Source organism: Pseudomonas monteilii NBRC 103158 = DSM 14164 (genome assembly GCF_000730605.1).
Classification (GTDB): Bacteria; Pseudomonadota; Gammaproteobacteria; order Pseudomonadales; family Pseudomonadaceae; genus Aquipseudomonas; species Aquipseudomonas monteilii.
The window spans coordinates 41,653-64,420 of sequence record NZ_BBIS01000023.1 but is presented as its reverse complement, the minus strand read 5'-3'; the positions used below and the strand labels follow the sequence as shown (position 1 = coordinate 64,420).

Here is a 22,768-nt window from a genome sequence, read left to right as displayed (position 1 = left end):
TCGCCAGGCCCTGACGAGACGCCTGATGAGCAAGATGACCCTGACACTGGCTTTGGCACTGGCCCTTGCGGCGCCTGTTGCCCTGGCACAGCCCGAGCGTAACCAGAAGATGGACACCTCGCTGCTGCAGCGCCAGGACCTGGCCTATCGCTTTACCCAGCTCGACCTGGACTCGGCCGATGGCCAACGCCATTACCGCTTGTGGGTCGGCAAACCAAACCGCCCGGCGCCCGCCTCGGGGTACCCGGTGCTGTGGATGCTCGATGGCAATGCCGCGATCGGGGCGCTGCAAAGCCAGCAACTGGACAAGCTCGCCGCCGGCCAGGCGCCTTTGCTGGTGGCCGTGGGTTACCAGACCGAACAACGTATCGAGCGGACCGGGCGTACGTATGACTACACCCCGGCGCTGCCTGGCCAGGCTGAGCAGCGTGACCCGCTGACCGGCGAGCCCAGTGGCGGTGTGGATGCGTTTCTTGATCTGCTGACCGAACGCATGCGGCCGATGGTGGCCGGGCTGGCCCCGATCGACGCGCAACAGCAGACGTTGTGGGGCCATTCCTATGGCGGCCTGGCCGTGCTGCATACGCTGTTCACCCGGCCCCGGGCGTTCAGTGACTATGCGGCGGCCAGCCCTTCGTTGTGGTGGCATGACGGGGCGATCGTGCAGGAGGCGCAGGGGCTTGAGCAGCGCTTGGGCAACAATTCTGCGCGGCTGCTACTGATGCGCGGCAGCGCAGAACCCTCGACCCCCCGGGCACAGCTTAAGGGCGATGTCGAGAAGCCCGCGCGCGAGCTGGCGGCGGACCTGGCCAAGGTAAAAGGCCTTCAGGTGCGCTTTGAACGGTTCGATGGGCTGGATCATGGGCAAATGCTGGGGGCTTCCTTGAACACGGTGATCGAGCAGCTGGCCAGATAACAGGTAATCCCGTTCCGGCCTGCTGCTCCGTCGCATCGTCAAGGATAGGTGTACTTGAGCACGTACTGGCTCAGTTCACGGAAGGCATCCCCGGAAATCCGGGCTACAAGGTCTGGTGTCCGGCCAAGTGTCTTGCAGCATGCCGCGACCATCTGCTGGCGCACCGGCTCATCGAGCATGCTGGCATGCACAACCTGGAAGAACTGAAGGTAAACGCCAGAACCACTGCCATCAGGGCTGCGCCGGATTTCAACAGGTGTGTCGTGGTAAGGCGCCCGGAAGAACGGCTGACCCTCGTAGTCCGGCTGTGGGGTCAGCACACCCTGGGCATCACACCGGCTGTGACACAGCACTTTGCTCTGCTGATCCGTCTCGAAGCCTCGTTCATGAAGCGTCACTTGCGACCCGGGGGCCTGTAGGCAGGCACTTTCGAATGCGTTCAGGATCTTCCGGGCATTCGCCTGGGAAGCCTGGATCTGCGACAACGCCACGAACCGCTCGATTTCGCCCTTGGCGACGCTTTTTACGCCCCGGTCGAGGGTTGCCCAGTGGCTGAATTCCTCTTTGCAGGCAATCATGTGAATCTCGAAGCGGTAACCTGCCTCTACGGCAGCAGGCGGGAAACCGGCGAACGCTTCGTCGTCCAGTGCCGATTCCATGATGATGTTGTAGCGGTTGGCGAAGGCATACTCGAAAACCTTGCCGCTCAGCTCTCTGACAAAGGCTTCGGTGTGTTCGTAAACATGCAACACACCGTGCTCGCTCATCTGTGCGTAGTGCGGGTGCAGTTTGCGGAACTCAGGCAAATAAAGCCGCACATGGTTCTCGTAGCGCTCGCTGGGCAGCAACTGCTTCTCCAGCAAGTAAGTCTTGCCCGACCCTTGCGCCCCCGCAACGATTAGCATGTTCGGGGTGGGGTCACTTTCAGGCCCGTCCGCCTCGCGTGCCTTGTCGAACAGCGTGTTGTCGAGCAGGGCAAAGGCATCAGTCACGTCGTTGGCAGTGAACGGGTAAAGCGTGGCCATATCTGCAATCCTCAAGTATCTGCCCCAAGCGGGCTGCCCGGCACTCTAGAAGTTGCGATGGCGTACCGTGTGGTAGATGGCTATGGCATCTCTGGCCAGCCCGCCGAAGGTCGTAGACGCGTGGGTTGCCAGTAGGGTGGCCATGTGCGTTATGCTTGGCCAGTCTTCAGGGCGGGGTGAAAGTCCCCACCGGCGGTAAATCGAAAGATGAGCCCGCGAGCGCCCCGGCCATGCCGGGGGTCAGCAGATCTGGTGCGACTCCAGAGCCGACGGTCATAGTCCGGATGAAAGAAGGCGTCAGGCAGGGGCCATCCGGGCGCCCTTGCGCGCGCATTTTGTTCGCCCCGAGACGTTCATCGATCATTCACGAGGAGCGTTTCATGTCCACCCTTCACCACCCGCAATTCCCCAATGTCTCCGCCGCCATCGCAGCCTTCCAGGCCGGGCGCCCGGTATTGCTGCTTGATGATGACGACCGCGAAGACGAAGCGGACATCATTGCGGCTGCCGAAAACATCACGCTGCAAACCATGGCCATGATGATCCGCGACTGCAGCGGCATCGTCTGCCTGTGCCTGGACGAAGCCACCGTTGACGAACTGCAACTGGCGCCGATGGTGCAGAACAACCAGGCCCGCCACGGCACCGGTTTCACCGTCACCATCGAAGCGGCAGAAGGCATCACCACCGGGGTTTCTGCCCAGGACCGCATCACCACCATTGGCGCGGCGTTGCGTTCCAGCGCCGAACAACGCCACATCGTCAGCCCAGGGCATGTGTTCCCGCTGCGCGCCCGCAATGGCGGGGTGTTGACCCGCCGTGGGCACACCGAAGGCTCAGTGGACCTGGCACGCCTGGCCGGCCTGCGCCCGGCAGCCGTGCTGTGCGAGCTGATGAACCCAGATGGCAGCATGGCCCGCGGCGAGCAGGTGGCGGTGTACGCGCGGCAGTACAACTTGCCGGTGCTGACCATCGAGGAGCTGGCGCGGTACCGGGAGGCGATGCTGGAGCGGGAAGCCGAGCCTGCCTGATAGGCCACCTTGGGGCCATTCGCGGGCACGCCCGCGAAAGGGCCCTTGAACTTGCCTCATTGCCCCGGAAGTTTGCTCCCCCCGCCCCGCTCTGCTAGTGTCGCGCCGTTCTGATATGCCACCGAGACAGTCGCCATGGCCCGCAAAAAAGCCTCCCTCGATTTCGAGCAATCCCTCGCAGACCTGCAAGCACTGGTCGAGCGCCTGGAGAACGGCGAGTTGTCGCTGGAAGAGTCGCTGGCCGCCTTCGAGCAAGGCATCGCCCTGACCCGTGATTGCCAGGGTGCCCTGGCCCAGGCCGAACAGAAGGTGCAAATTCTGCTGGAGCGCGATGGCGAGCTGGCTGCCCAGCCCTTCGACGCGGAGCCAGAAGCATGATCGGCACCTACCAGGCCAATTGCCAGGCACGCGTCGACGCAGCCCTCGAACCCCTGTTCGTCGCCCCGACCAAAGAGCTGGAACGCCTTTATGCCGCCATGCGCTACAGCGTGATGAACGGCGGCAAGCGTGTACGCCCATTGCTGGCCTATGCAGCCTGCGAAGCCCTGGGCGCCCCGGCCGAGCAAGCCAACGGCGCAGCCTGCGCGGTCGAACTGATTCACGCTTATTCGCTGGTGCATGACGACCTGCCGGCCATGGACGACGACGACCTGCGTCGCGGCCAGCCAACCACTCACAAAGCCTTCGATGAAGCCTGCGCCATCCTGGCTGGCGACGGCTTGCAGAGCCTGGCGTTCAGCGCCCTGCTCGACCCAGGCCTGAGCCCGCAGGCCGACAGCATTCGCCTGGCCATGGTGCAGGCCCTGGCCAAGGCCGCCGGGCCAGCCGGCATGGTCGGCGGCCAGGCCATCGACCTCGGTTCGGTGGGCCTGAAGCTGGACCAGCAAGCGCTGGAGTTCATGCACCGGCACAAGACCGGCGCACTGATCGAAGCCAGCGTGCGCCTTGGCGCATTGGCCAGTGCCCGTGCCGAACAGGCTCAGCTAGAGGCCCTGCAGACTTATGCACAGGCCATCGGCCTGGCGTTCCAGGTACAGGATGACATCCTCGACGTGGAAAGCGACACCGCCACCCTGGGCAAACGCCAGGGCGCTGACATAGCCCGTGACAAACCGACCTACCCGGCACTGCTGGGGCTGGAAGCGGCCAAGGCCTATGCGATCGAACTGCGCGACCAGGCGCTGGTCGCACTGGATGGGTTCGGCGAAAAGGCCGAGCCACTGCGGGCGTTGGCGCGGTACATCGTCGAACGCCGCAACTGATTTTCGGGGCCGCTGTGCGGCCCATGCGACACCCGTCTGAATGGGCAGCTTTTCCTACAATGGGGTAAACTGCCGCGTCTTCACACACCTATAACGACTCGCCTGATGCCCACGACGTTTCAAGAGATCCCCCGCGAACGCCCGGTCACGCCGTTGCTCGACCGCGCTGACACGCCTGCCGGCCTGCGCCGGCTGGCCGAAGCCGACCTGGAGACCCTGGCCGACGAACTGCGCCAGGAACTGCTCTACACCGTGGGTCAGACCGGTGGGCATTTTGGTGCCGGTCTGGGCGTGATCGAGCTGACCATCGCCCTGCACTACGTATTCGACACCCCGGACGACCGACTGGTGTGGGACGTGGGCCACCAGGCCTACCCGCACAAGATCCTTACCGGGCGCCGTAACCGCATGCTCAGCCTGCGCCAGAAAGACGGTATCGCCGCCTTCCCGCGCCGCAGCGAAAGCGAGTACGACACCTTTGGCGTCGGCCACTCCAGCACCTCGATCAGCGCCGCACTGGGCATGGCCATTGCCGCCCGCCTGCAAAACAGCGCACGCAAGTCGATTGCGGTGATCGGTGATGGCGCGCTGACCGCCGGTATGGCCTTCGAGGCGTTGAACCACGCCCAGGAAGTCAACGCCGACATGCTGGTGATCCTCAACGACAACGACATGTCGATTTCGCGCAATGTCGGTGGCCTGTCCAACTACCTGGCCAAGATTCTCTCCAGCCGCACCTACTCGAGCATGCGCGAAGGCAGCAAGAAAGTGCTGTCGCGCCTGCCCGGCGCTTGGGAAATCGCCCGTCGCACCGAGGAATATGCCAAGGGCATGCTGGCCCCCGGCACCCTGTTCGAAGAGCTGGGCTGGAACTACATCGGCCCGATCGACGGCCACGACCTGCCGACCATGATCGCCACCCTGCGCAACATGCGAGACCTGAAAGGCCCGCAGTTCCTGCATGTGGTGACCAAGAAGGGTAAAGGCTTCGCCCCGGCCGAGGTCGACCCGATCGGCTACCACGCCATCACCAAGCTGGAGCCAGCCGACAAGCCTGCCGCGCCGAAAAAAGCCAGCGGACCGAAATATTCCGCCGTGTTCGGCCAGTGGCTATGCGACATGGCCGCCGCCGACAACCGCCTGGTGGGTATTACCCCGGCGATGAAGGAAGGCTCGGATCTTGTAGCCTTCAGCGAGCGCTACCCGGAACGTTACTTCGACGTAGCGATTGCCGAGCAGCACGCCGTCACCTTGGCAGCCGGGATGGCCTGCGAGGGCAGCAAGCCGGTGGTGGCGATCTACTCCACCTTCTTGCAGCGCGCCTACGACCAGCTGATCCACGACGTGGCGGTGCAAAACCTCGACGTACTGTTCGCCATCGACCGCGCCGGCCTGGTTGGCGAAGACGGCCCGACTCACGCGGGCAGCTACGACTTGTCGTACCTGCGCTGCATCCCGGGCATGCTGGTGATGACCCCGAGCGACGAGAACGAGCTGCGCAAGATGCTCAGCACCGGCCACCTGTACAACGGCCCGGCGGCTGTTCGCTACCCGCGTGGCACCGGCCCGAATGCGCCGATCAGCGGCGACCTCGAACCGCTGGAGATCGGCAAGGGCGTGGTTCGTCGCCAAGGTGAGAACGTCGCTCTGCTGGTGTTCGGCGTTCAGCTGGCCGAGGCCATGCAAGTTGCCGGGCAGATCAACGCGACTGTGGTCGACATGCGTTTCGTCAAGCCGCTGGACGAAGCCTTGGTGCTGGAACTGGCTGGCAGCCATGAATTGCTGGTGACCATCGAAGAAAACGCCATCATGGGTGGCGCGGGCGCTGCGGTGGGTGAGTTCCTTGCCAACGAAGGGGTGGTCAAGCCGTTACTGCACCTTGGGCTGCCGGACATCTATGTCGAGCATGCCAAGCCTGCGCAAATGCTGGCTGAGTGTGGGCTGGATGCAGCCGGGATCGAGGCTTCAGTGAAAGCCCGCATGGCCAAGCTCGGCCTCTAGGGCCTATTCGCGGGCACGCCCGCTCCCACAGGTATATCACCGCCCTTAAGAGCAGTGGATTACCTGTGGGAGCGGGCGTGCCCGCGAATGCTATGGTGCAGAAAATGAGAAACCCAACCTTTGCCACCCTGCTTTGCCTCCCTCTCACGCTGCTGGCCGCCGAACGCGACGACGCCCTCAAGCTCCCCGACGTACTCATTAGCGCCAGCCGCCAAGTCGAATCACGCACAGCCACCAGCGCCGCCAACACCGTCTTCACCCGCACCGACATCGACCGCCTGCAACCCACCAGCGTCACCGACCTGCTCGCCCGCGCGCCCGGCGTACAAGTGGCCCCGACCGGTGGACGCGGCAGCCTGCCGGGCATCTTCATCCGCGGCACCAAGGCCGCCCAAAGCCTGGTGCTGGTCGATGGTATGCGCATCGCCAACGCCACCTCCGGCGACAGCGGCCTGCAATTTCTCGATGTGGATCAGATCGAACGTATCGAAGTGCTGCGCGGCTCGCGCTCGGCGGTGTATGGCAGCGATGCCATTGGCGGGGTGATCCAGATCTTTACCCGCCGTAGTAATGGCCCCGGCCTGCAGCCGCGCCTGCGCCTGGCCGCTGGCAGCAACCAGACATTCCAACGCAGCCTGGGGCTTTCTGGCGGCAACGATGCGACCCGCTTCAACCTGGGCGCCAGCCTGGATGAAACTGCCGGCATCGACTCGACCGGGCCGTCTTTCACCAGCGATGGTGACCACGATGCCTACCGCAACAAGTCGCTGAACCTGAGCCTGAGCCACACTTTTGACGAGCGTTTCGAGGCCGGCCTGAACCTGCTCGATAGCCGCGGCCGTAGCGAGTACGACAACCCGTTCGGCGGTTTCGACCCGGTCACCTTTGAAAGCTTCGGGCAAAAGCCCTACACCGATTTCAGCGTCAGCAGCCTGGGCAGTTACTTCGATGCCCAGCTTACCGAAACCTGGCATTCGCGGCTGGAACTGGCCCACAGCGAAAACCGTGACGACAAGCGCGACAAGCTCAGCGCCGAACGCTTTGTGTTCAACACCTACCGGGACCAGGTCACCTGGCAGAACGACCTTGCGCTGGGCGAGCAACACAGCCTGCTGCTCGGCGGCGACTGGTACGAAGACCGCGTGCACGCCAGCACCGATTTCACCGAGGACAGCCGCTGGAACCGTGCCGTCTTCCTACAGCACCGTTACCGGGGCGAGCAGTTTTCCACCGAAGTGGGCGTGCGCCATGACCGTAACCAGCAGTTCGGCGGCCAGACCACCTGGAGCGGCAGCCTGACCGTACCGTTGAATGCGCAGAACGACGTGCTGCTGTCCTACAGCGAAGGCTTTCGGGCGCCAACCTTCAATGACCTGTATTACCCTCAGTTCAGCAACCCGGACCTGGACCCCGAACATTCCAGAAGCTACGAGCTGCAATGGCGCAGCCAGCTGACAACAGACAGCCGCCTGGAAGCCTCGCTGTACCGCACTGATTTGCGCGATGCGATCGTGTTCGGCCAGGACTCGATACCGCGCAACGTCGCCTCGGCGCGCATCAACGGCTTCGAAATGGCCTTGGCGCAACAATGGGGGGCGTGGCGCAGCCAGCTGGGCCTGGCACTGATCGACCCACGTGACCGCGACAGTGGCCACACCCTCGCCCGCCGTGCCCGCCGCACACTGAGCCTGGACCTGGACCGTGAACTGGGCCGTTTCAGCGTGGGGGCAAGCTGGCAAGCGGTCAGCAGCAGCTATGACGATGAAGCCAACCGAAACCGCATCGGCGGCTATGGCCTGCTCGGTTTGCGCGGTAGCTGGGCAGCCACGGATGAAGTGAAACTGGAAGCAAAGCTGGATAACCTGCTGGACCGCGCCTACAACCGTGCCCTTTACAGCTATGAAGGCACCTCCCACCCGTACCGCGAAGAAGGCCGCACGCTGCTGTTCAGCGTTACCTGGACGCCGGTGCTTTAGACGCGAGCAACGCGCACAGGCGGGCGGTGGCTTCGATCATCTGCCCGCTGGGCCGCTCTAGCCCCTTGTCGGGCACCACCAGCAGGCGGCCATCGGCAACCGCACGCAGTTGCGGCCAGGCCTTCCAGCTCTCCAGCTGTACTTGATCGCCCGCCAGGATGACCTGCGGATTACGCAGCAGTACAGACTCCACGTTCACCTGCGGCGCTGGCTGACTGAGGTCGGCGAACACATTGCGCGCCCCGCACACGGCCAAGGCGTCGCTGACCACCTGCCGGCCACCCAAGGTGTACAACGGCCGATCCCACACTTGATAGAACACCTGCAAGGGCTCGTCTCGCCGGTACTGCTGGCGCAACTGCTGCAGCCGATTGCGCAGGGTTTGAGCGTACGCATGGCCTTGCTCGGCACGCCCGATGCGCCCGGCAATGGCCTCGATCTGTTCAATCAGTTGCTCGATGTCATGGGGTTCGGCACTGAAAGTGGCAATGCCCAGGCGCTTGAGCTGGTCGCGCTGGGCGGGCGGCACGCTGCCAGGCCACAGCAGCAACAGGTCGGGGCGCAGGCTGAGCAGGCGCTCCATGTCCAGTTGCCCTTGGCGCCCGACCGAGGGTAGGTCGCGCAGCGCCGCCGGCCGTTCGCCACCGTCGAGCACACCCACCAGCAGGTCGTCGGCCTGCAGCTCGAGCATGATTTCGGTCATCGACGGTGCCAGACTGACGACCCGCATGGGTTCAGCGGCCAGTGCGGTGCAGGCTACCAGCACCAGAAGGCCAGCCAGCAGACGCATTAACCGAGCTGACGCGGAATGCGATAGAGGTACAGCACCACCACGGTGGACAGCGCCAGCAGGATCTGCGGCACCGCTTCGAGGCCGACCAGCACCGACAGCGCGGCAACCCAGGCCGGAAAGCAGGCGTACAGCATGGCCATGCGCCGAACCCGCGCCAGTTCGATCCAGGCGGCGGGCTCTTCGCCCGTGCCAAGTACCTTGGAAGTGGCGATCAGCGCACGCTTGTAAGCCCCGAAACGCGGCAGGCTGAGGAACATGGTCGCCGCGCCGGCAATGAACAGTGGCATGGCCAGCACCGGGATCAGTGCGTCACCGCCACCAAAGGCCCAGGCCATCACCGGCAGCGGCACCAGGCCCACTGCCAGGTACTGCCACCAGGCCAGCGCCAGGCGCTGCTTGACCTCGGCGCGGGTCACGCCTGGGGCGCCTCGCCCTTGTGTTCGTTGCCCAGCATGTGGCCCAGTTTGCCGGCCTTGGTCGCCAGGTAGTAGCGGTTGTGTGGGTTGTGGCCGGTGTGCAGCGGCACACGCTCGGCAACCACGATGTTCATGTCGGTCAGGGCTTTGACCTTGCGCGGGTTATTGGTCATCAGGCGCAGCGACTTCACGCCCAGGTGTTCCAGCATCGGCAGGCACATGGCGTAGTCACGCTGATCGGCGGCAAAGCCCAGGCGCTCGTTGGCTTCGACGGTGTCGGCGCCGCCATCTTGCAGCTCGTAGGCGCGGATCTTGTTCAGCAAGCCAATGCCACGGCCTTCCTGGCGCAGGTACAGCAGCACGCCACGGCCTTCACGGGCGATGGCCTGCAGTGCGGCTTCCAGCTGCGAACCACAGTCGCAACGCTGGCTGAACAGGGCATCGCCGGTCAGGCACTCGGAGTGCAGGCGCCCCAGCACCGGCTGGCCGTCCGCGATGTCACCCAGGCTGAGCACCACGTGCTCACGGCCAGTGGCTTCGTCGAGAAAGCCATGCATGGTGAAGGTCGCGAAGGGAGTCGGGAGTTTAGAGGCGGCAACAAAGACGACGGGCACGTTGTGCTCCTGGAATAAGTTGAAAATTTCTCGTGGGCCGATTGTATCAGCCAGTTGCAGGCTGTGGGCGGGCTGAATACGGTGGGTTAAGATCGAAAAGTTCGATGCTTAGCAGCGATGATGGGGCCAAAAGCGCCCCTCTCTCAATGGGGGCGACTGTCCGCAGTGAACGGATAGGGCTGCTTCCAATGTTCGAAAATCGGCTTCAGCTCGCCACTGCGCACCAATTCGGCCATGCGCTTGTCGAACAGGTTGCGCAGGGCCTTGGCCTGGTCGCTTCGGGCAAAAGCCAGGTACAGCGGAAGTTCGGCCACATGGGTACGACGGAAGCGCTCGGGCTGCGAAGACTGGCTCAGCACATAATCGACTTCGGTCTGTGCATCGATGTAGAAGTCCACACGGTCATGCTCGAGCATCGGCAAGATGCCTTCGCGGCGCTGAATCTCACGAAACTCATGCACATCCGGCAGGTAGCTGCCGTAGTCATAGCCTCGTACCCAGGCCAGGCGGTATTTGCCAACGTTCTCTGGAGTCGGAACAGGCTTGCTGGCCAGCCCCAGGGCGTAGATATGGTCCATGTCGAAGTGCCAGCGCGGGTACAGGTTGTCGTCGTTCTCGTCCTTGTACGAGCCGACCCAGGCATCGGCTTCGCCGCGTTTGACCAGCCCGACCGCCCGGCTGTAGGGCGCGCTCTGGGTCACCACCTTGACCCCGGCCGGCTCGAACACCTTGCGCAGCACGTCCCAGGCGATCCCGCTACCGTCGGCGTTGGTGTAATCAAGCCACTCCTCGCTGACCAGGTGGATCTGCTTCGGCACACCGTCAGCAGCGTTCACCCACGGGGCAACACTCAGCAGAATTGCCAGCAGCACAGTCCTTATGGCCATTCACGCGCTCCCTGTTTCAGGCAACCGCCCACACCAGAACCTGCATGCCCAGCCACGCGAACACACCGGCCAGGATATCGTCGAGCATGATGCCGACGCCCCCGTGCACGTGACGGTCGATCCAGCGGATCGGCCACGGCTTGAGGATGTCGAAGAAGCGGAACATCAGAAACCCTGCCAGCAGCCACTGCCAGCCTTCCGGCACCAGCCAGAGGGTGATCCACATGCCGACAATCTCATCCCAGACAATGCCTTCATGGTCGTGTACGCGCAAGTCATTGGCGACTCTGCCGCACAACCAGAAGCCAAACAGCATGCTCACGCCGAGCAGCAGCCAGTACCCCCAGTCGGGCAGCATCTGCCACAACGGGATGAACGGTATGGCCACCAGCGAACCCCAGGTGCCCGGGGCCTTGGGCAAGGTGCCGGACCCGAAGCCGAAAGCGATGAAGTGCCACGGGTTGCGCCAGACCGAAGGCGGAACGAACTCCGCAGGCACCTGGTTGGGGTGATCGGTCACGGTGTCTCCCTAAAGTGTTGATAGCCCCGCTGAACGGGGGTGATGTCCCGGCCCTGCGCGTCGCGCAAGGTTACACCCTGCCCTTCGAGCACGCGGCCAATGGTGTGCACCTCGACGAAACCGAGGTTGGCCAAGGGCGGCAGCGCCTCAGGTGGCAGCGTGAAGGCGAGCACGTAATCGTCGCCACCCGCAAGCGCAGCCTGCACTGCCGCCTCGCGGCCGAGGAACGCCTCTACAGCAGGAGACACTGGCACCTGGGCCAGGTTCACCTCCAGCGCCACGCCGGACGCCTTGGCGATATGCCCACAATCTGCGAGCAGGCCATCGGAGATGTCCAGGGCAGCGGTAGCCTGGCCGCGCAGGAGCGTGCCCAGGGTGAGCTGCGGCATCGGCGACCAGTAATGGGCAAGCAGCGGCTCAGCCAGCTCGGCGGGTGCCTCGCGCTCACCCAGCACCAGCGGCAATGCACCGGCGGCCTTGCCCAGCACACCGCCGACGCACAGCAAGTCGCCTGGCCGTGCACCGCTGCGGCGCAACGCCTGGCCAGCCGGCACGCGGCCGAACACGGTAACGGTGATGCTCAGCGGCCCCCGGGTGGTATCCCCCCCGATCAGGCTCATGCGGCAGCGATGGGCCATGCGGCTTAGGCCGTCCGCATAGGCGGCCAGCCAGTCTGGGCCAACATCCGGCAGGGTCAGGGCGAGGGTGAAGCCGATTGCGGTCGCGCCCATGGCCGCCAGGTCACTGGCCGCCACGGCCAACGAGCGCTGGCCCAGCAGAAGCGGATCGCAGGCCGCAGGAAAGTGCACCCCGGCGACCAGGGTATCGGTCGACACCGCCAGTTGCTCGCCTGGGGGAAGCTGCAGCAGGGCGCAGTCGTCACCGATCCCCAGTGCCACGCCCTCGCCGCCCTGCGCACAGGGCGCGGCGGCGAAGTAATGGTTGATCAGCTCGAACTCACCCATGGGCAGGCAGCGCCGGAATCAGCGCTTGTTCGCCTTGACTTCTGCTTCACGCAGGGCCGGAGCGAGCTTGTCCAGCACGCCGTTGACGAACTTGTGGCCATCGGTGGCACCGAAGACCTTGGCCAGCTCGACACCTTCGTTGATCACGACGCGGTAAGGCACATCGACGCGCTTGATCAGTTCCCAGGTGGACAGACGCAGCACGGCCAGTTCGACCGGGTCGAGCTCTTCCAGTGCGATAGTCATGCAAGGCACCAGCGCCTTGTCGATTTCGCCCTTGATTGCCGGGACCCCATGCAGGATCTCGCGGAAATAGGCACCGTCGACATCGGTGAAATCGTTATCCACCCGGAACTGCGCTTCGATCTCGTTCAGCGAATGCTGGGCCATGTGCCACTGGTAGAGGGCCTGGGTCGCGAGCTTGCGGGCTTCGCGGCGCTTGGCGCTCTTCGAGGGTTTGCCGGCATCCGCAGGTTTTGGATCGCGCGGGTTGAAACGATCGCTTTCGTCGCTAATCACTTGGCCTCCAACTGCGCCAGCAGGCTGACCATTTCCAGAGCGGACAGGGCAGCTTCAGCACCTTTGTTGCCGGCCTTGGTGCCGGAACGCTCGATGGCTTGCTCGATGGAGTCGACGGTCAGTACGCCGAAGGCCACCGGAACACCGAACTCCATGGACACCTGGGCCAGGCCCTTGGTGCATTCGCCCGCCACGTATTCGAAGTGCGGGGTACCACCACGGATCACGGCGCCCAGGGCAATGATCGCGTCGTAGGCGCCTTGCTGGGCGACCTTCTGTGCCACCAGCGGGATTTCGAATGCACCCGGGGCACGGATGATGGTGATGTCGCTTTCGCTGACACCGTGGCGTACCAGGGCATCAACGGCACCGCTTACCAGGCTTTCGACGACGAAGCTGTTGAAGCGGCCAACCACCAAAGCATAGCGACCTTTGGGGGCGATGAAGGTACCTTCGATGGTCTTCAGGGTCATTCCGATATTCTCATCTTCAAGAGCGAGGCCGCATGCTGGCGGCCTCGACAGGGGTATGGACTCGAGCTGGAGGGCGTCACTGCCGCCTCAAGTCACTCGGAGGGCACGTATTCTACAACTTCCAGATCGAATCCGGATATCGCATTGAACTTCATCGGCGAACTCATCAGGCGCATCTTGCGCACACCGAGGTCCCGCAGGATCTGCGAACCGGCACCCACGGTGCTGTAGGTGGTCGGTGCCTTGGCCGGCGCATCGCCCGCGCTTTCGCGGATGTGCGCCAGCAGCACGTCGCCGTCCAGCGGGTGGCCCAGCAGCAGCACCACGCCGCTGCCGGCCTCGGCCACGGCAGCCATGGCCGCACGCAGGCTCCAGCGGCCCGGCTGCTTGACCAGCAGCAGGTCGCGCAGCGGGTCCATGTTGTGCACGCGCACCAGGGTCGGCTCTTCAGCGCAGATCTTGCCCAGGGTCAGGGCCATGTGCACGTCGCCTTCCACCGCGTCGCGGTAGGTGACCAGGTTGAACTCACCCAGCTCGCTTTCCACCGGCTGTTCGGAAACGCGCTGCACAGTGCGTTCGTGGATCATGCGGTAGTGAATGAGGTCGGCGATGGTGCCGATCTTCAGGCCGTGCTCGGCGGCGAACACTTCCAGCTCCGCGCGGCGCGACATGGTGCCGTCGTCGTTCATCACTTCGCAGATGACGCCGCTTGGCTCGAAACCGGCCATGCGCGCCAGGTCGCAGGCGGCTTCGGTGTGGCCGGCGCGCGCCAGGGTACCGCCAGGCTGGGCCATCAGCGGGAAGATGTGGCCTGGGCTGACAATGTCTTCGGCCTTGGCATCCTTGGCGGCGGCAGCCTGCACGGTGCGGGCGCGGTCAGCGGCGGAAATGCCGGTGGTGACGCCTTCGGCGGCTTCGATCGACACGGTGAACTTGGTGCCGAAGCCCGAGCCGTTGCGCGGCGCCATCAGCGGCAGCTTCAGCGTTTCGCAACGCTCGCGGGTCATCGGCATGCAGATCAGGCCACGGGCGTGCTTGGCCATGAAGTTGATGTGCTCGGGCAGGCAGCACTCGGCTGCCATGATGATGTCGCCTTCGTTTTCGCGGTCTTCGTCATCCATGAGGATGACCATTTTGCCCTGGCGGATGTCTTCGACCAGTTCTTCGATGCTGTTGAGCGCCACGCGGCACCCCCTTCTCAATCAGGATTTCAAGAAGCCGTTGGCGGCCAGGAAGCTTTCGGTAATGCCACTGCCCTTGCTCGGTTCAGCGGCCTTGTCACCCAGCAGCAAGCGCTCCAGGTAACGGGCCAGCAGGTCGACCTCAAGGTTTACCCGACGCCCTGCGCGGTAGTCGGCCATGATGGTTTCGGACAGGGTGTGCGGGACAATGGTCAGCTCGAACTCGGCGCCATTGACCTCATTGACCGTCAGGCTGGTGCCGTCGACGGTGATCGAACCCTTGTGGGCGATGTACTTGGCCAGTTCCTTGGGGGCACGCACGCGGAACTGGATGGCGCGGGCGTTATCGCTGCGCGAGATGATTTCACCAACACCGTCGACGTGGCCGCTGACCAGGTGCCCGCCCAGGCGGGTGGTGGGGGTCAGGGCCTTTTCCAGGTTGACCTTGCTGCCACTCTTGAGGTCGATGAACGCGGTGCGCTTGAGCGTTTCGACGCTGACGTCGGCCCAGAAGCCGTCACCCGGCAGTTCGACAGCGGTCAGGCACACACCGTTGACGGCGATGCTGTCGCCGAGCTTGACGTCACCCAGGTCGAGCTTGCCGGTTTCGACGTAGACGCGCACGTCGCCACCCTTGGGGTTGAGGCTGCGGATGGTGCCGATGGATTCGATGATGCCGGTGAACATGGGGTCTTCCTCAAAAACGGTTTGCACGGGGCAAGCCCGGCATTATACGCCGGGCGCCGGCAGGGGGATGGCCGTGACCCGCCAGTCATCGCCCACTGCGCGCATTTCGGTAATTTTCAGCCGCGGTGCTTCGCTCATCTTGTCCAGCGGCCAGTCCAGCAACGGGCGGGCGTTGGAGCCGAGGATAGTGCCGGCGACGAACAGCTGGAACTCGTCGACCAGGCCTTGCCGGGCAAAAGCACCCACCAGGCCCGCACCGGCTTCCAGCAGGATTTCGTTGACGCCACGGGCCGCCAGGGCTTGCAGCAGCGCAGGCAGATCGACCTGGCCATTGTCACCCGGCAGGCTGAGCAACTCGTGGCCGGCAGCGGCATAGCGCGGGTCATCTGCGACAGCCGTCACCACCAGCACCGGGCCGGCCTGGAAGAACGGTGCATCCAGTGGCAGGCGCAGGCGGCCATCGACCAGCACGCGCAGCGGTGTGCGGCTGAGCGCCAGGGCGGTGGTTTCGGGGTCCAGGCCCAACTCGTCACCGCGCACGGTCATGCGGGCGTTGTCGGCCAGCACACTGGCAGCGCTGGTCAGCACCACGCTGGAACGGGCGCGTAGGCGCTGCACTGCGGAACGGGCAGCCGGGCCGGTGATCCACTGGCTTTCGCCACTGGCCATGGCGGTGCGGCCATCCAGGCTCATGGCCAGCTTGGCGCGCACGAACGGCAGGCCATGTTCCATGCGCTTGAGAAAGCCCGGGTTGAGTGCGCGGGCATCGGCTTCGAGCACGCCGCTGGCCACTACGATACCCGCCTCGGCCAAACGCCGCAGGCCTTGCCCCGCCACTTGCGGGTTAGGGTCCTGCATGGCGGCCACCACACGCGCCACACCGGCCTTGACCAGCGCTTCGGCACAGGGCGGCGTGCGGCCATGGTGGCTGCACGGCTCCAGGGTGACGTAGGCGCAGGCACCACGGGCACGCTCACCGGCCTGGCGCAGGGCATGCACTTCGGCATGCGGCTCGCCGGCGCGCACGTGCCAGCCTTCGCCGACCACTTCGCCGTCGCGCACGATCACGCAGCCTACACGCGGGTTCGGGTGGGTGGTGTACAGGCCTTTGCGCGCCAGCTCCAGCGCGCGGGCCATGTAATGGGCGTCAAGGATGGCGGCTTGGCTGGGCATGTTCACTCTTTAGCTGGCTCACGGGCCAGGCGGTCGATTTCTTCGCGGAACTCGTCCAGGTCCTGGAAGCGCCGGTACACCGAGGCAAAGCGGATGTAGGCCACTTCGTCGAGCTTGCGCAGCTCGGCCATGACCATTTCACCCACCACCAGCGATTTCACCTCGCGCTCGCCAGTGGCGCGCAGCCGGCTCTTGATGTGCGCCAGGGCCGCTTCCAGGCGCTCGACGCTGACCGGGCGCTTCTCCAGGGCCCGTTGCATGCCGGCACGCAGCTTGTCTTCGTCGAAGGGCTGGCGTGTGCCGTCCTGCTTGATCAGCCGGGGCAGCACCAGCTCGGCGGTTTCGAAGGTGGTGAAACGCTCGCCACAGGCCACGCATTCGCGGCGGCGGCGCACCTGCTCGCCCTCGGCGACGAGGCGAGAGTCGATGACCTTGGTGTCGTTGGCACCGCAAAAGGGACAGTGCATGGTGGCAGGCAACAAAAAAAGGGAGGGCCATGGTAGCGCATTGCACTGGCAAGACAAGCCAAAGGGGTTAACATCCATGGGAATTCTGCCCGCGAAGGACTACCCCATGCACTACCGAGCGCTCGTCGTGCTGTGCTGCGCCGCCCTGCTCGCCGCTTGCGGCAGCGACAGGCCCAAAACCGATACACCTGCGGCGCCCACGCCAGCCCGCGCGGCCAAACAGGCCGAAGTACTCGGCCCGTTGCCGGCCTACCAGCGCGAACTGAGTGGCACCTTGCTGGAAATCCCGGCCGGTGCCGACGTGGAGCTTGCCTTGCTGGTCATCGACGAACGCGACCGCCCGCAACGCCTGCTGGCCAGCAGTAACCTGACCGGTACCGGCCAGGCCCTGCCCTACCACCTGCGCTTCAACCCCGAGGCCTTCCCGGCCGGTGCGCGGGTCGAGCTGCGTGGCCGGGCCAGCAGCTCCGGCCAGCTGATCATGCACCTGCCACCGGTGCGCATTACCCAAGCCCAGACACAGGGCACCGGCCCGCTGCGTTTCGAGAAGGCGCCGTAAGTGGCTCCGCTGGCCCTGCAACAGGCCCTCAGTGGCCTGATCGGCGAAGCGCGTCTGGTGGTCAGCGAGCTACCCGGCTGCGACCTGAAGCTGTGGCTGATCGACGACCAGAACATGGACCGCGCCTTCAGCAGCGAAGAAACCCGGCGCATTCTTGAAGAGCCGCCCTACTGGAGCTTTTGCTGGGCCAGCGGCCTGGCCATGGCCCGCTACCTGGCCGAACGCCCTGAATGGGTGGCAGGCAAGCGCGTGCTGGACTTTGGCGCCGGCTCCGGAGTCGCCGGCATTGCCGCCGCACGCGCGGGTGCGCGGGAAGTGGTGGCCTGCGACCTCGACCCGCTGGCCCTCGATGCCTGCCGCGCCAATGCCGCGCTGAACGGGGTTGAGCTGAACTACAGCAGCGACTTCTTTGCCGAAGACGACCGTTTCGACCTGATCCTGGTTGCCGATGTGTTGTACGACCGCGCCAACCTGCCGCTGCTGGATGCCTTCCTCTGTCGCGGCCGCCAGGCGTTGGTGGCCGACTCGCGGGTACGCGACTTCAGCCACCCGCTGTACCAGCAGTTGGGCGTGCTCGAAGCGCTGACCCTGCCAGACCTGGCCGAGCCACACGAATTCCGCAGGGTCAGCCTGTACCACGCCAGCCGCGACACCTTATAGTGGTGCCATACACGAGTTTGCGAGAGTCGCGATGACCCAAGACACGCCTTACATTTTCGACGCTACAGATGCCACCTTCCAGCAACTGGTGATCGAGAACTCCTTCCACAAGCCGGTGCTGGTGGACTTCTGGGCCGAGTGGTGTGCGCCGTGCAAGGCGCTGATGCCATTGCTGGCCAAGATCGCCGAGGGTTACCAAGGCGAGTTGCTGCTGGCCAAGATCAACTGCGACGTGGAGCAACAGGTGGTTGCCCAGTTCGGCATCCGCAGCCTGCCGACCGTGGTGCTGTTCAAGGACGGCCAGCCGGTTGACGGCTTTGCCGGTGCCCAGCCGGAATCAGCGATTCGCGCCATGCTCGAACCGCATGTGCAGATGCCTGCCGCACCTGCAGCTTCGCCACTGGAACAGGCCAAGGCGCTGTTCGCCGAAAGCCGCTTTGCCGAAGCCGAAGCGCTGTTGCAGGCGCTGCTGGGTGAGGACAACAGCAATGCCGAGGCGCTGATCCTGTACGCCCGCTGCCTGGCCGAGCGTGGTGAGCTGGGCGAGGCCCAAGTGGTGCTGGATGCGGTCAAGACTGATGAGCACAAGGCTGCACTGGCCGGCGCCAAGGCCCAGCTGACCTTCCTGCGCCAGGCAGCCAGCCTGCCAGAAGTGGCGGACCTGAAAAGCCGCCTGGCACAGAACCCACAGGATGACGAAGCGGCTTATCAGCTGAGCATTCAGCAGCTGGCGCGTCAGCAGTATGAGGCGGCGCTGGAGGGGTTGCTGAAGCTGTTCCAGCGTAACCGTGGCTATGAGAACGGGCTGCCGCAGAAGGCGTTGCTGCAGGTGTTCGAGTTGCTCGGCGGCGATCACCCGCTGGTTGGCGTGTATCGCCGCAAGCTGTCGGCGGCGATGTTCTGAGAATGCCGGGGGCCGCTTTGCGGCCCCAAAATTCTGACCCTTTTACCCCACCCAGTGATAAACCGGCGCATCCACGCCACTTTCCACTTTCACTTCACTGCTGTGCCGCAAGCGCACCAGCAGCCGCTTGCCCGCCGCCGCACTCCCCGCCAGTCCCTCCAGCCTGTCCAACAATTCCGGCCCGCTCATCTGCCCCGCCAGGCGCAACACCTCACGTGCGGCAGTCCATTGCCCATCATCCTGTCTCGATGCCGCCACGGTTTGCGTTGCTGCGGCCTGCGCCACCACTGGCACCTCAACCTGCCGCCCCAACTGCGCCCACTCCTCAGGCGCCAACTCGATGGTCAGGTCCACCGGCCAGTTACCAATCTGTCCACGAATTCTCATGATGCATTCCTTGAACCCAGGTCAATGCACCCATGCTACCGCAACATGAAACCTGCGCCACGCAGGCTGGCGGCGCGCAGAAAAGTTGTTATAACATAACTCAATCATTCAGCCCTCCCCGGAGCCGTCCATGCGTCGCCTGCTGCTTGCCCTGCCCTTCGCCTTGCTGCCACTGGCCGTGGCCCATGCCCACGATGACCATGATCACGACCACGCCCATGGCACCCTCGGCGCCCACGAGCATGGCGTCGCCAAGCTCAACGCCGTGCTCGATGGCAATACCCTGGAGCTGGAACTGGACAGCCCGGCAATGAACCTGGTCGGCTTCGAACATGCCGCCAACAGCGGTGCCGACAAGGCCAAGGTCGCCGCCGTGCGCCAGCAGCTCGAACAACCCCTGAAGCTGTTCGGCCTTTCTGCTGCCGCTGGCTGCAAAGAGGATCAGCAAGAACTGGAAAGCCCGCTGTTCGGTGACGCCCCGAAAGCCGACGAAGATGGCGACGAACATGAGCACGGCCACCAGCACAGCGACATCGGCGCCCACTACCAGCTGACCTGCGCCAACCCCGACAAACTGGCGCAAGTGGACCTCGCGCCGCTGTTCAAGGCCTTCCCGGCCACTCAGAAGATCAACGTGCAACTGATCGGCCCGAATGGCCAGAAAGGTGTGGAAGCCACGCCGGCCAAGGCAGCGGTCGCTTTCTGAATGAGCCAGTCGCTGATCGAACTGCACGACCTGGTTTACGCCTGGCCAGGTCAGCCGCCGCTGCTGGATATTCCGGCCTTCCACCTGGACACGGGTGAAGCCCTGTTCCTCAAAGGCCCCAGCGGCAGTGGCAAGACAACCTTGCTGGGCCTGCTGGGCGGCGTGAACGTACCGGCTCAGGGCCGCATCCAGTTGCTTGGCCAGGACCTTGGCAGCCTGGGCCAGGGTGCGCGTGACCGCTTCCGCGTCGACCACACGGGTTATATCTTCCAACAGTTCAACCTGCTGCCGTTCCTGTCGGTACGCGAAAACGTCGAACTGCCCTGCCGCTTCTCAAGCAGCCGCAAGGCCCGCGCCGAGCAGCGCCATGGCAGTGTCGACCAGGCAGCCAGCACGTTGCTGGCCCACCTGGGGCTGGATGACTCCGGCCTGCTCGCCCGCCGCGCCGACAGCCTGTCGATCGGCCAGCAACAACGGGTGGCCGCCGCCCGCGCACTGATCGGCCAGCCCGAGTTGGTGATCGCCGACGAACCGACCTCGGCGCTGGACGCCGATACCCGTGAAGCGTTCATCCGCCTGCTGTTCGAAGAATGCCGCGCCGCCGGTGCCAGCCTGCTGTTCGTCAGCCACGACCAGAGCCTGGCGCCACTGTTCGACCGCCACCTTTCCCTGGCCGACCTCAACCGCGCCGCCAAGCCCCGGGAGGCCTGATGTACCTGCTCCGCCTTGCCTTGGCCAGCCTGGCCAACCGCCGTTTCACCGCCTTCCTCACCGCGTTTGCCATCGCCCTGTCGGTGTGCCTGCTGCTGGCCGTGGAGCGCGTTCGCACCGAGGCCCGCGCCAGCTTCGCCAGCACCATCAGCGGTACCGACCTGATTGTCGGCGCCCGCTCCGGCTCGGTGAACCTGCTGCTGTATTCGGTATTCCGCATTGGCAACGCGACCAACAACATCCGCTGGGACAGCTTCCAGCACTATGCGCAGGACCCGCGGGTGAAGTGGGCGATCCCTATCTCGCTGGGCGACTCGCATCGCGGCTACCGGGTGATGGGCACCACGACGGATTACTTCGAGCATTACCAATACGGCCGCCGTCAGCACCTGGAATTGAGCCAGGGGCGTGAGTTCGCCAGCGACCCGTTCGAGGTGGTACTCGGTGCCGAAGTCGCCGAGGCATTGCACTACAAGCTGGGTGACAAGCTGGTGCTGGCCCATGGCGTGGCAGCGATCAGCCTGGTCAAGCATGACGACAAGCCGTTCACCGTGGTTGGCGTGCTCAAGCGCACCGGCACACCGGTCGACCGCACACTGCATATCAGCCTGGGCGGCATGGAGGCTATCCATATCGACTGGCACAACGGCGTACCGGCCCGTGGCGCCGGGCGCATCAGTGCAGAGCAGGCACGCACGATGGACCTGCAACCTGCCGCCATCACCGCGTTCATGCTGGGCCTGAACAACAAGATCGCGACGTTCAGCCTACAGCGGGAAATCAACGAATATCGCAGCGAGCCGCTGCTGGCGATCCTGCCTGGGGTGGCCCTGCAAGAGTTGTGGAGCCTGATGGGCACGGCGGAACAGGCGTTGTTCGTGGTGTCGCTGTTCGTGGTGCTGACCGGCTTGATCGGCATGCTCACGGCGATTCTTACCAGCCTCAACGAGCGCCGGCGAGAAATGGCAATCTTGCGGTCGGTCGGGGCCAGGCCGTGGCATATCGCGGGGCTGCTGGTGCTGGAGGCACTGTCACTGGCGGCGGTCGGGATCGTGGCCGGGCTGGGCCTGCTGTATGCGGGTATCGCCTTGGCACAAGGGTATGTGCAGGCCAACTATGGTTTGTATCTGCCACTGGCCCTGCCGAGTACCCATGAATGGACCTTGCTGGCTATCATCCTGGGGGCTGCGTTGCTGATGGGTAGCGTGCCGGCTTGGCGAGCCTACAGGCAGTCGCTGGCTGATGGCCTGTCCATTCATCTTTAAGAGCCTGCAATGATCAGAAACCTCATCGCCTGCTTCGCGGGCACGCCCGCGAAAAGGCCTGCAATGCTCATGTTGCTGGCCCTGCTATTGCTGATAGCGATGCCTCTGTGGGCCGCCGAACCCAAGGAGCTGGACTGGCCCGCCCTGATCCCCGAAGGCGCCCCGGTCATCCCGCCACAACTGGCGCCGCTGCATGACATGTCACAGCTCAGCAACGCCCTGTCTGCCGAGTCCGCCCCACCCGCGCGCCAGCAAGCCCCCGACGCGCCCGTGGTGAAAAGCCTTGACGGCCAGCAAATCAAACTGCCCGGCTACATCGTGCCGCTTGAGGTCAGCGAAGAAGGCCGCACCACCGAGTTCCTGCTGGTGCCGTACTACGGCGCGTGCATCCACGTGCCCCCGCCACCGTCAAACCAGATCGTGCATATTTTCAGCGAAATGGGCGTACGCGTCGAAGACCTCTACCAGCCCTACTGGATCGAGGGAAAAATGCAGGTTAGAGCCTCCAGCAGCGAACTGGCCGATGCCGGTTACCAGATGGAGGCCGAGAAAATCTACGCATATGAGCTGAGATGAGAACTGTTTCGAATTCATGAAGACGCTTCTTTGAGCTGGGTCAAACTTTCTGTTTAACCAGCTCCGTACCATTGGACTACTCGATTAATAACGT

27 protein-coding genes and 1 riboswitch are annotated in these 22,768 nt (G+C 64.4%); of the genes, 13 read left to right on the top strand and 14 right to left on the bottom strand.

Features of this window, described 5'->3' with window-relative positions; genetic code table 11:
• Positions 1 to 25: 25 nt before the first annotated feature.
• A complete protein-coding gene (locus PM2_RS13515; RefSeq protein WP_028699126.1) occupies positions 26 to 916 on the top strand; it encodes an alpha/beta hydrolase in 891 nt (296 codons plus the stop codon).
• Positions 917 to 954: 38 nt separating this feature from the next.
• Here PM2_RS13515 and PM2_RS13510 read toward each other — a convergent pair whose 3' ends face one another.
• The gene (locus PM2_RS13510; RefSeq protein ID WP_016715364.1) at positions 955 to 1,941 is read right to left on the bottom strand and encodes a zeta toxin family protein; all 987 of its coding nucleotides are present in this window, start codon (positions 1,939 to 1,941) and stop codon (positions 955 to 957) included.
• 158 nt (positions 1,942 to 2,099) lie between these two features.
• Positions 2,100 to 2,241, top strand: a riboswitch (FMN riboswitch).
• A gap of 80 nt (positions 2,242 to 2,321) precedes the next feature.
• Between PM2_RS13510 and ribB the strand changes: the two genes are divergently transcribed.
• The 5 genes from ribB to PM2_RS13485 all read left to right on the top strand — a co-directional run bounded on the left by ribB (position 2,322) and on the right by PM2_RS13485 (position 8,211).
• A complete protein-coding gene (ribB, locus tag PM2_RS13505) occupies positions 2,322 to 2,972 on the top strand; it encodes a 3,4-dihydroxy-2-butanone-4-phosphate synthase (protein ID WP_016715363.1) in 651 nt (216 codons plus the stop codon).
• Positions 2,973 to 3,107: 135 nt separating this feature from the next.
• Positions 3,108 to 3,350 carry an exodeoxyribonuclease VII small subunit gene (locus PM2_RS13500; RefSeq protein WP_003255380.1) on the top strand — a complete coding sequence of 81 codons (243 nt, stop codon included), beginning with the start codon at positions 3,108 to 3,110 and terminating at the stop codon, positions 3,348 to 3,350.
• Positions 3,347 to 4,234, top strand: coding sequence for a (2E,6E)-farnesyl diphosphate synthase (gene ispA, locus PM2_RS13495; protein ID WP_016715362.1), 888 nt, complete (start codon positions 3,347 to 3,349; stop codon positions 4,232 to 4,234). The genes PM2_RS13500 and ispA overlap by 4 nt, the downstream gene beginning before the upstream one ends.
• Positions 4,235 to 4,339: 105 nt before the next feature.
• Positions 4,340 to 6,235: a 1-deoxy-D-xylulose-5-phosphate synthase gene (gene dxs, locus PM2_RS13490; protein WP_016715361.1), complete on the top strand. Its 1,896-nt coding sequence runs from the start codon at positions 4,340 to 4,342 to the stop codon at positions 6,233 to 6,235.
• Positions 6,236 to 6,339: 104 nt separating this feature from the next.
• Positions 6,340 to 8,211, top strand: coding sequence for a TonB-dependent receptor domain-containing protein (locus PM2_RS13485; protein WP_028699125.1), 1,872 nt, complete (start codon positions 6,340 to 6,342; stop codon positions 8,209 to 8,211).
• On the opposite strand, the gene PM2_RS13480 is transcribed toward PM2_RS13485, so the two are convergent.
• The 12 genes from PM2_RS13480 to nrdR all read right to left on the bottom strand — a co-directional run bounded on the left by PM2_RS13480 (position 8,189) and on the right by nrdR (position 16,906).
• The gene (locus PM2_RS13480; RefSeq protein ID WP_028699124.1) at positions 8,189 to 9,001 is read right to left on the bottom strand and encodes a cobalamin-binding protein; all 813 of its coding nucleotides are present in this window, start codon (positions 8,999 to 9,001) and stop codon (positions 8,189 to 8,191) included. The two genes, PM2_RS13485 and PM2_RS13480, sit on opposite strands and share 23 nt — an antisense overlap.
• The gene (locus PM2_RS13475; RefSeq protein WP_016715358.1) at positions 9,001 to 9,420 is read right to left on the bottom strand and encodes a hypothetical protein; all 420 of its coding nucleotides are present in this window, start codon (positions 9,418 to 9,420) and stop codon (positions 9,001 to 9,003) included. The genes PM2_RS13480 and PM2_RS13475 overlap by 1 nt, the downstream gene beginning before the upstream one ends.
• Complete coding sequence (gene ribA / locus PM2_RS13470; protein ID WP_028699123.1) at positions 9,417 to 10,034, bottom strand: GTP cyclohydrolase II; 618 nt, start codon at positions 10,032 to 10,034, stop codon at positions 9,417 to 9,419. The genes PM2_RS13475 and ribA overlap by 4 nt, the downstream gene beginning before the upstream one ends.
• Before the next feature lie 143 nt (positions 10,035 to 10,177).
• Entirely contained in the window at positions 10,178 to 10,921 is a 744-nt protein-coding gene (locus PM2_RS13465) for a substrate-binding periplasmic protein (protein WP_028699122.1), read from the bottom strand.
• 16 nt (positions 10,922 to 10,937) lie between these two features.
• The gene (locus PM2_RS13460; protein WP_028699121.1) at positions 10,938 to 11,441 is read right to left on the bottom strand and encodes a phosphatidylglycerophosphatase A family protein; all 504 of its coding nucleotides are present in this window, start codon (positions 11,439 to 11,441) and stop codon (positions 10,938 to 10,940) included.
• Positions 11,438 to 12,406: a thiamine-phosphate kinase gene (thiL, locus tag PM2_RS13455; RefSeq protein WP_028699120.1), complete on the bottom strand. Its 969-nt coding sequence runs from the start codon at positions 12,404 to 12,406 to the stop codon at positions 11,438 to 11,440. Before thiL ends, PM2_RS13460 begins: the two co-directional genes overlap by 4 nt.
• Positions 12,407 to 12,424: 18 nt before the next feature.
• Positions 12,425 to 12,925, bottom strand: a complete 501-nt coding sequence (gene nusB / locus PM2_RS13450; protein WP_003255393.1) for a transcription antitermination factor NusB — start codon at positions 12,923 to 12,925, stop codon at positions 12,425 to 12,427.
• Complete coding sequence (ribH, locus tag PM2_RS13445; RefSeq protein ID WP_003255395.1) at positions 12,922 to 13,398, bottom strand: 6,7-dimethyl-8-ribityllumazine synthase; 477 nt, start codon at positions 13,396 to 13,398, stop codon at positions 12,922 to 12,924. The genes nusB and ribH overlap by 4 nt, the downstream gene beginning before the upstream one ends.
• Positions 13,399 to 13,490: 92 nt before the next feature.
• Positions 13,491 to 14,582 (bottom strand): bifunctional 3,4-dihydroxy-2-butanone-4-phosphate synthase/GTP cyclohydrolase II, encoded by a 1,092-nt coding sequence (gene ribBA / locus PM2_RS13440; RefSeq protein ID WP_016484697.1) that lies wholly within the window; start codon positions 14,580 to 14,582, stop codon positions 13,491 to 13,493.
• Positions 14,583 to 14,600: 18 nt separating this feature from the next.
• Positions 14,601 to 15,266: a riboflavin synthase gene (locus PM2_RS13435; protein WP_028699119.1), complete on the bottom strand. Its 666-nt coding sequence runs from the start codon at positions 15,264 to 15,266 to the stop codon at positions 14,601 to 14,603.
• A gap of 42 nt (positions 15,267 to 15,308) precedes the next feature.
• The gene (gene ribD, locus PM2_RS13430; RefSeq protein ID WP_016715355.1) at positions 15,309 to 16,439 is read right to left on the bottom strand and encodes a bifunctional diaminohydroxyphosphoribosylaminopyrimidine deaminase/5-amino-6-(5-phosphoribosylamino)uracil reductase RibD; all 1,131 of its coding nucleotides are present in this window, start codon (positions 16,437 to 16,439) and stop codon (positions 15,309 to 15,311) included.
• 2 nt (positions 16,440 to 16,441) lie between these two features.
• Entirely contained in the window at positions 16,442 to 16,906 is a 465-nt protein-coding gene (nrdR, locus tag PM2_RS13425) for a transcriptional regulator NrdR (protein ID WP_009685710.1), read from the bottom strand.
• Positions 16,907 to 17,012: 106 nt separating this feature from the next.
• Between nrdR and PM2_RS13420 the strand changes: the two genes are divergently transcribed.
• The 3 genes from PM2_RS13420 to trxA are packed head-to-tail and all read left to right on the top strand — an operon-like array spanning position 17,013 to position 19,029.
• Positions 17,013 to 17,465 (top strand): YbaY family lipoprotein, encoded by a 453-nt coding sequence (locus PM2_RS13420; protein ID WP_016715353.1) that lies wholly within the window; start codon positions 17,013 to 17,015, stop codon positions 17,463 to 17,465.
• A complete protein-coding gene (locus tag PM2_RS13415) occupies positions 17,466 to 18,125 on the top strand; it encodes a class I SAM-dependent methyltransferase (RefSeq protein WP_016715352.1) in 660 nt (219 codons plus the stop codon).
• 31 nt (positions 18,126 to 18,156) lie between these two features.
• Positions 18,157 to 19,029, top strand: coding sequence for a thioredoxin (gene trxA / locus PM2_RS13410; protein ID WP_016715351.1), 873 nt, complete (start codon positions 18,157 to 18,159; stop codon positions 19,027 to 19,029).
• A 42-nt stretch (positions 19,030 to 19,071) separates the two neighbouring features.
• Here trxA and PM2_RS13405 read toward each other — a convergent pair whose 3' ends face one another.
• On the bottom strand, positions 19,072 to 19,416 hold the full coding sequence (locus tag PM2_RS13405; protein ID WP_016715350.1) for a hypothetical protein: 345 nt from the start codon (positions 19,414 to 19,416) through the stop codon (positions 19,072 to 19,074).
• 130 nt (positions 19,417 to 19,546) lie between these two features.
• On the opposite strand from PM2_RS13405, the gene PM2_RS13400 reads away from it, so the two are divergent.
• From PM2_RS13400 to PM2_RS13385, 4 genes are all read left to right on the top strand, one after another.
• Positions 19,547 to 20,122 (top strand): DUF2796 domain-containing protein, encoded by a 576-nt coding sequence (locus PM2_RS13400; RefSeq protein WP_028699118.1) that lies wholly within the window; start codon positions 19,547 to 19,549, stop codon positions 20,120 to 20,122.
• A complete protein-coding gene (locus PM2_RS13395) occupies positions 20,123 to 20,833 on the top strand; it encodes an ABC transporter ATP-binding protein (protein ID WP_016715348.1) in 711 nt (236 codons plus the stop codon).
• Positions 20,833 to 22,098 (top strand): ABC transporter permease, encoded by a 1,266-nt coding sequence (locus PM2_RS13390; RefSeq protein ID WP_016715347.1) that lies wholly within the window; start codon positions 20,833 to 20,835, stop codon positions 22,096 to 22,098. The genes PM2_RS13395 and PM2_RS13390 overlap by 1 nt, the downstream gene beginning before the upstream one ends.
• A 63-nt stretch (positions 22,099 to 22,161) precedes the next feature.
• On the top strand, positions 22,162 to 22,674 hold the full coding sequence (locus tag PM2_RS13385; protein ID WP_028699117.1) for a DUF3299 domain-containing protein: 513 nt from the start codon (positions 22,162 to 22,164) through the stop codon (positions 22,672 to 22,674).
• Positions 22,675 to 22,768: the final 94 nt, after the last annotated feature.

What these genes read in the sequence shown, in the direction of transcription:
- PM2_RS13420 (WP_016715353.1), top strand. Translation starts at nt 17,013, where the DNA reads ATGCACTACCGAGCGCTCGTCGTGCTGTGCTGCGCCGCCCTGCTCGCC.
- thiL (WP_028699120.1), bottom strand. Translation starts at nt 12,406, where the DNA reads ATGGGTGAGTTCGAGCTGATCAACCATTACTTCGCCGCCGCGCCCTGT.
- PM2_RS13515 (WP_028699126.1), top strand. Translation starts at nt 26, where the DNA reads ATGAGCAAGATGACCCTGACACTGGCTTTGGCACTGGCCCTTGCGGCG.
- PM2_RS13405 (WP_016715350.1), bottom strand. Translation starts at nt 19,416, where the DNA reads ATGAGAATTCGTGGACAGATTGGTAACTGGCCGGTGGACCTGACCATC.
- PM2_RS13400 (WP_028699118.1), top strand. Translation starts at nt 19,547, where the DNA reads ATGCGTCGCCTGCTGCTTGCCCTGCCCTTCGCCTTGCTGCCACTGGCC.
- PM2_RS13500 (WP_003255380.1), top strand. Translation starts at nt 3,108, where the DNA reads ATGGCCCGCAAAAAAGCCTCCCTCGATTTCGAGCAATCCCTCGCAGAC.
- PM2_RS13510 (WP_016715364.1), bottom strand. Translation starts at nt 1,941, where the DNA reads ATGGCCACGCTTTACCCGTTCACTGCCAACGACGTGACTGATGCCTTT.
- ribD (WP_016715355.1), bottom strand. Translation starts at nt 16,439, where the DNA reads ATGCCCAGCCAAGCCGCCATCCTTGACGCCCATTACATGGCCCGCGCG.
- PM2_RS13435 (WP_028699119.1), bottom strand. Translation starts at nt 15,266, where the DNA reads ATGTTCACCGGCATCATCGAATCCATCGGCACCATCCGCAGCCTCAAC.
- PM2_RS13465 (WP_028699122.1), bottom strand. Translation starts at nt 10,921, where the DNA reads ATGGCCATAAGGACTGTGCTGCTGGCAATTCTGCTGAGTGTTGCCCCG.
- PM2_RS13395 (WP_016715348.1), top strand. Translation starts at nt 20,123, where the DNA reads ATGAGCCAGTCGCTGATCGAACTGCACGACCTGGTTTACGCCTGGCCA.
- dxs (WP_016715361.1), top strand. Translation starts at nt 4,340, where the DNA reads ATGCCCACGACGTTTCAAGAGATCCCCCGCGAACGCCCGGTCACGCCG.
- trxA (WP_016715351.1), top strand. Translation starts at nt 18,157, where the DNA reads ATGACCCAAGACACGCCTTACATTTTCGACGCTACAGATGCCACCTTC.
- ribH (WP_003255395.1), bottom strand. Translation starts at nt 13,398, where the DNA reads ATGACCCTGAAGACCATCGAAGGTACCTTCATCGCCCCCAAAGGTCGC.
- ispA (WP_016715362.1), top strand. Translation starts at nt 3,347, where the DNA reads ATGATCGGCACCTACCAGGCCAATTGCCAGGCACGCGTCGACGCAGCC.
- ribB (WP_016715363.1), top strand. Translation starts at nt 2,322, where the DNA reads ATGTCCACCCTTCACCACCCGCAATTCCCCAATGTCTCCGCCGCCATC.
- PM2_RS13390 (WP_016715347.1), top strand. Translation starts at nt 20,833, where the DNA reads ATGTACCTGCTCCGCCTTGCCTTGGCCAGCCTGGCCAACCGCCGTTTC.
- PM2_RS13485 (WP_028699125.1), top strand. Translation starts at nt 6,340, where the DNA reads ATGAGAAACCCAACCTTTGCCACCCTGCTTTGCCTCCCTCTCACGCTG.
- nrdR (WP_009685710.1), bottom strand. Translation starts at nt 16,906, where the DNA reads ATGCACTGTCCCTTTTGCGGTGCCAACGACACCAAGGTCATCGACTCT.
- PM2_RS13385 (WP_028699117.1), top strand. Translation starts at nt 22,162, where the DNA reads ATGCTCATGTTGCTGGCCCTGCTATTGCTGATAGCGATGCCTCTGTGG.
- PM2_RS13480 (WP_028699124.1), bottom strand. Translation starts at nt 9,001, where the DNA reads ATGCGTCTGCTGGCTGGCCTTCTGGTGCTGGTAGCCTGCACCGCACTG.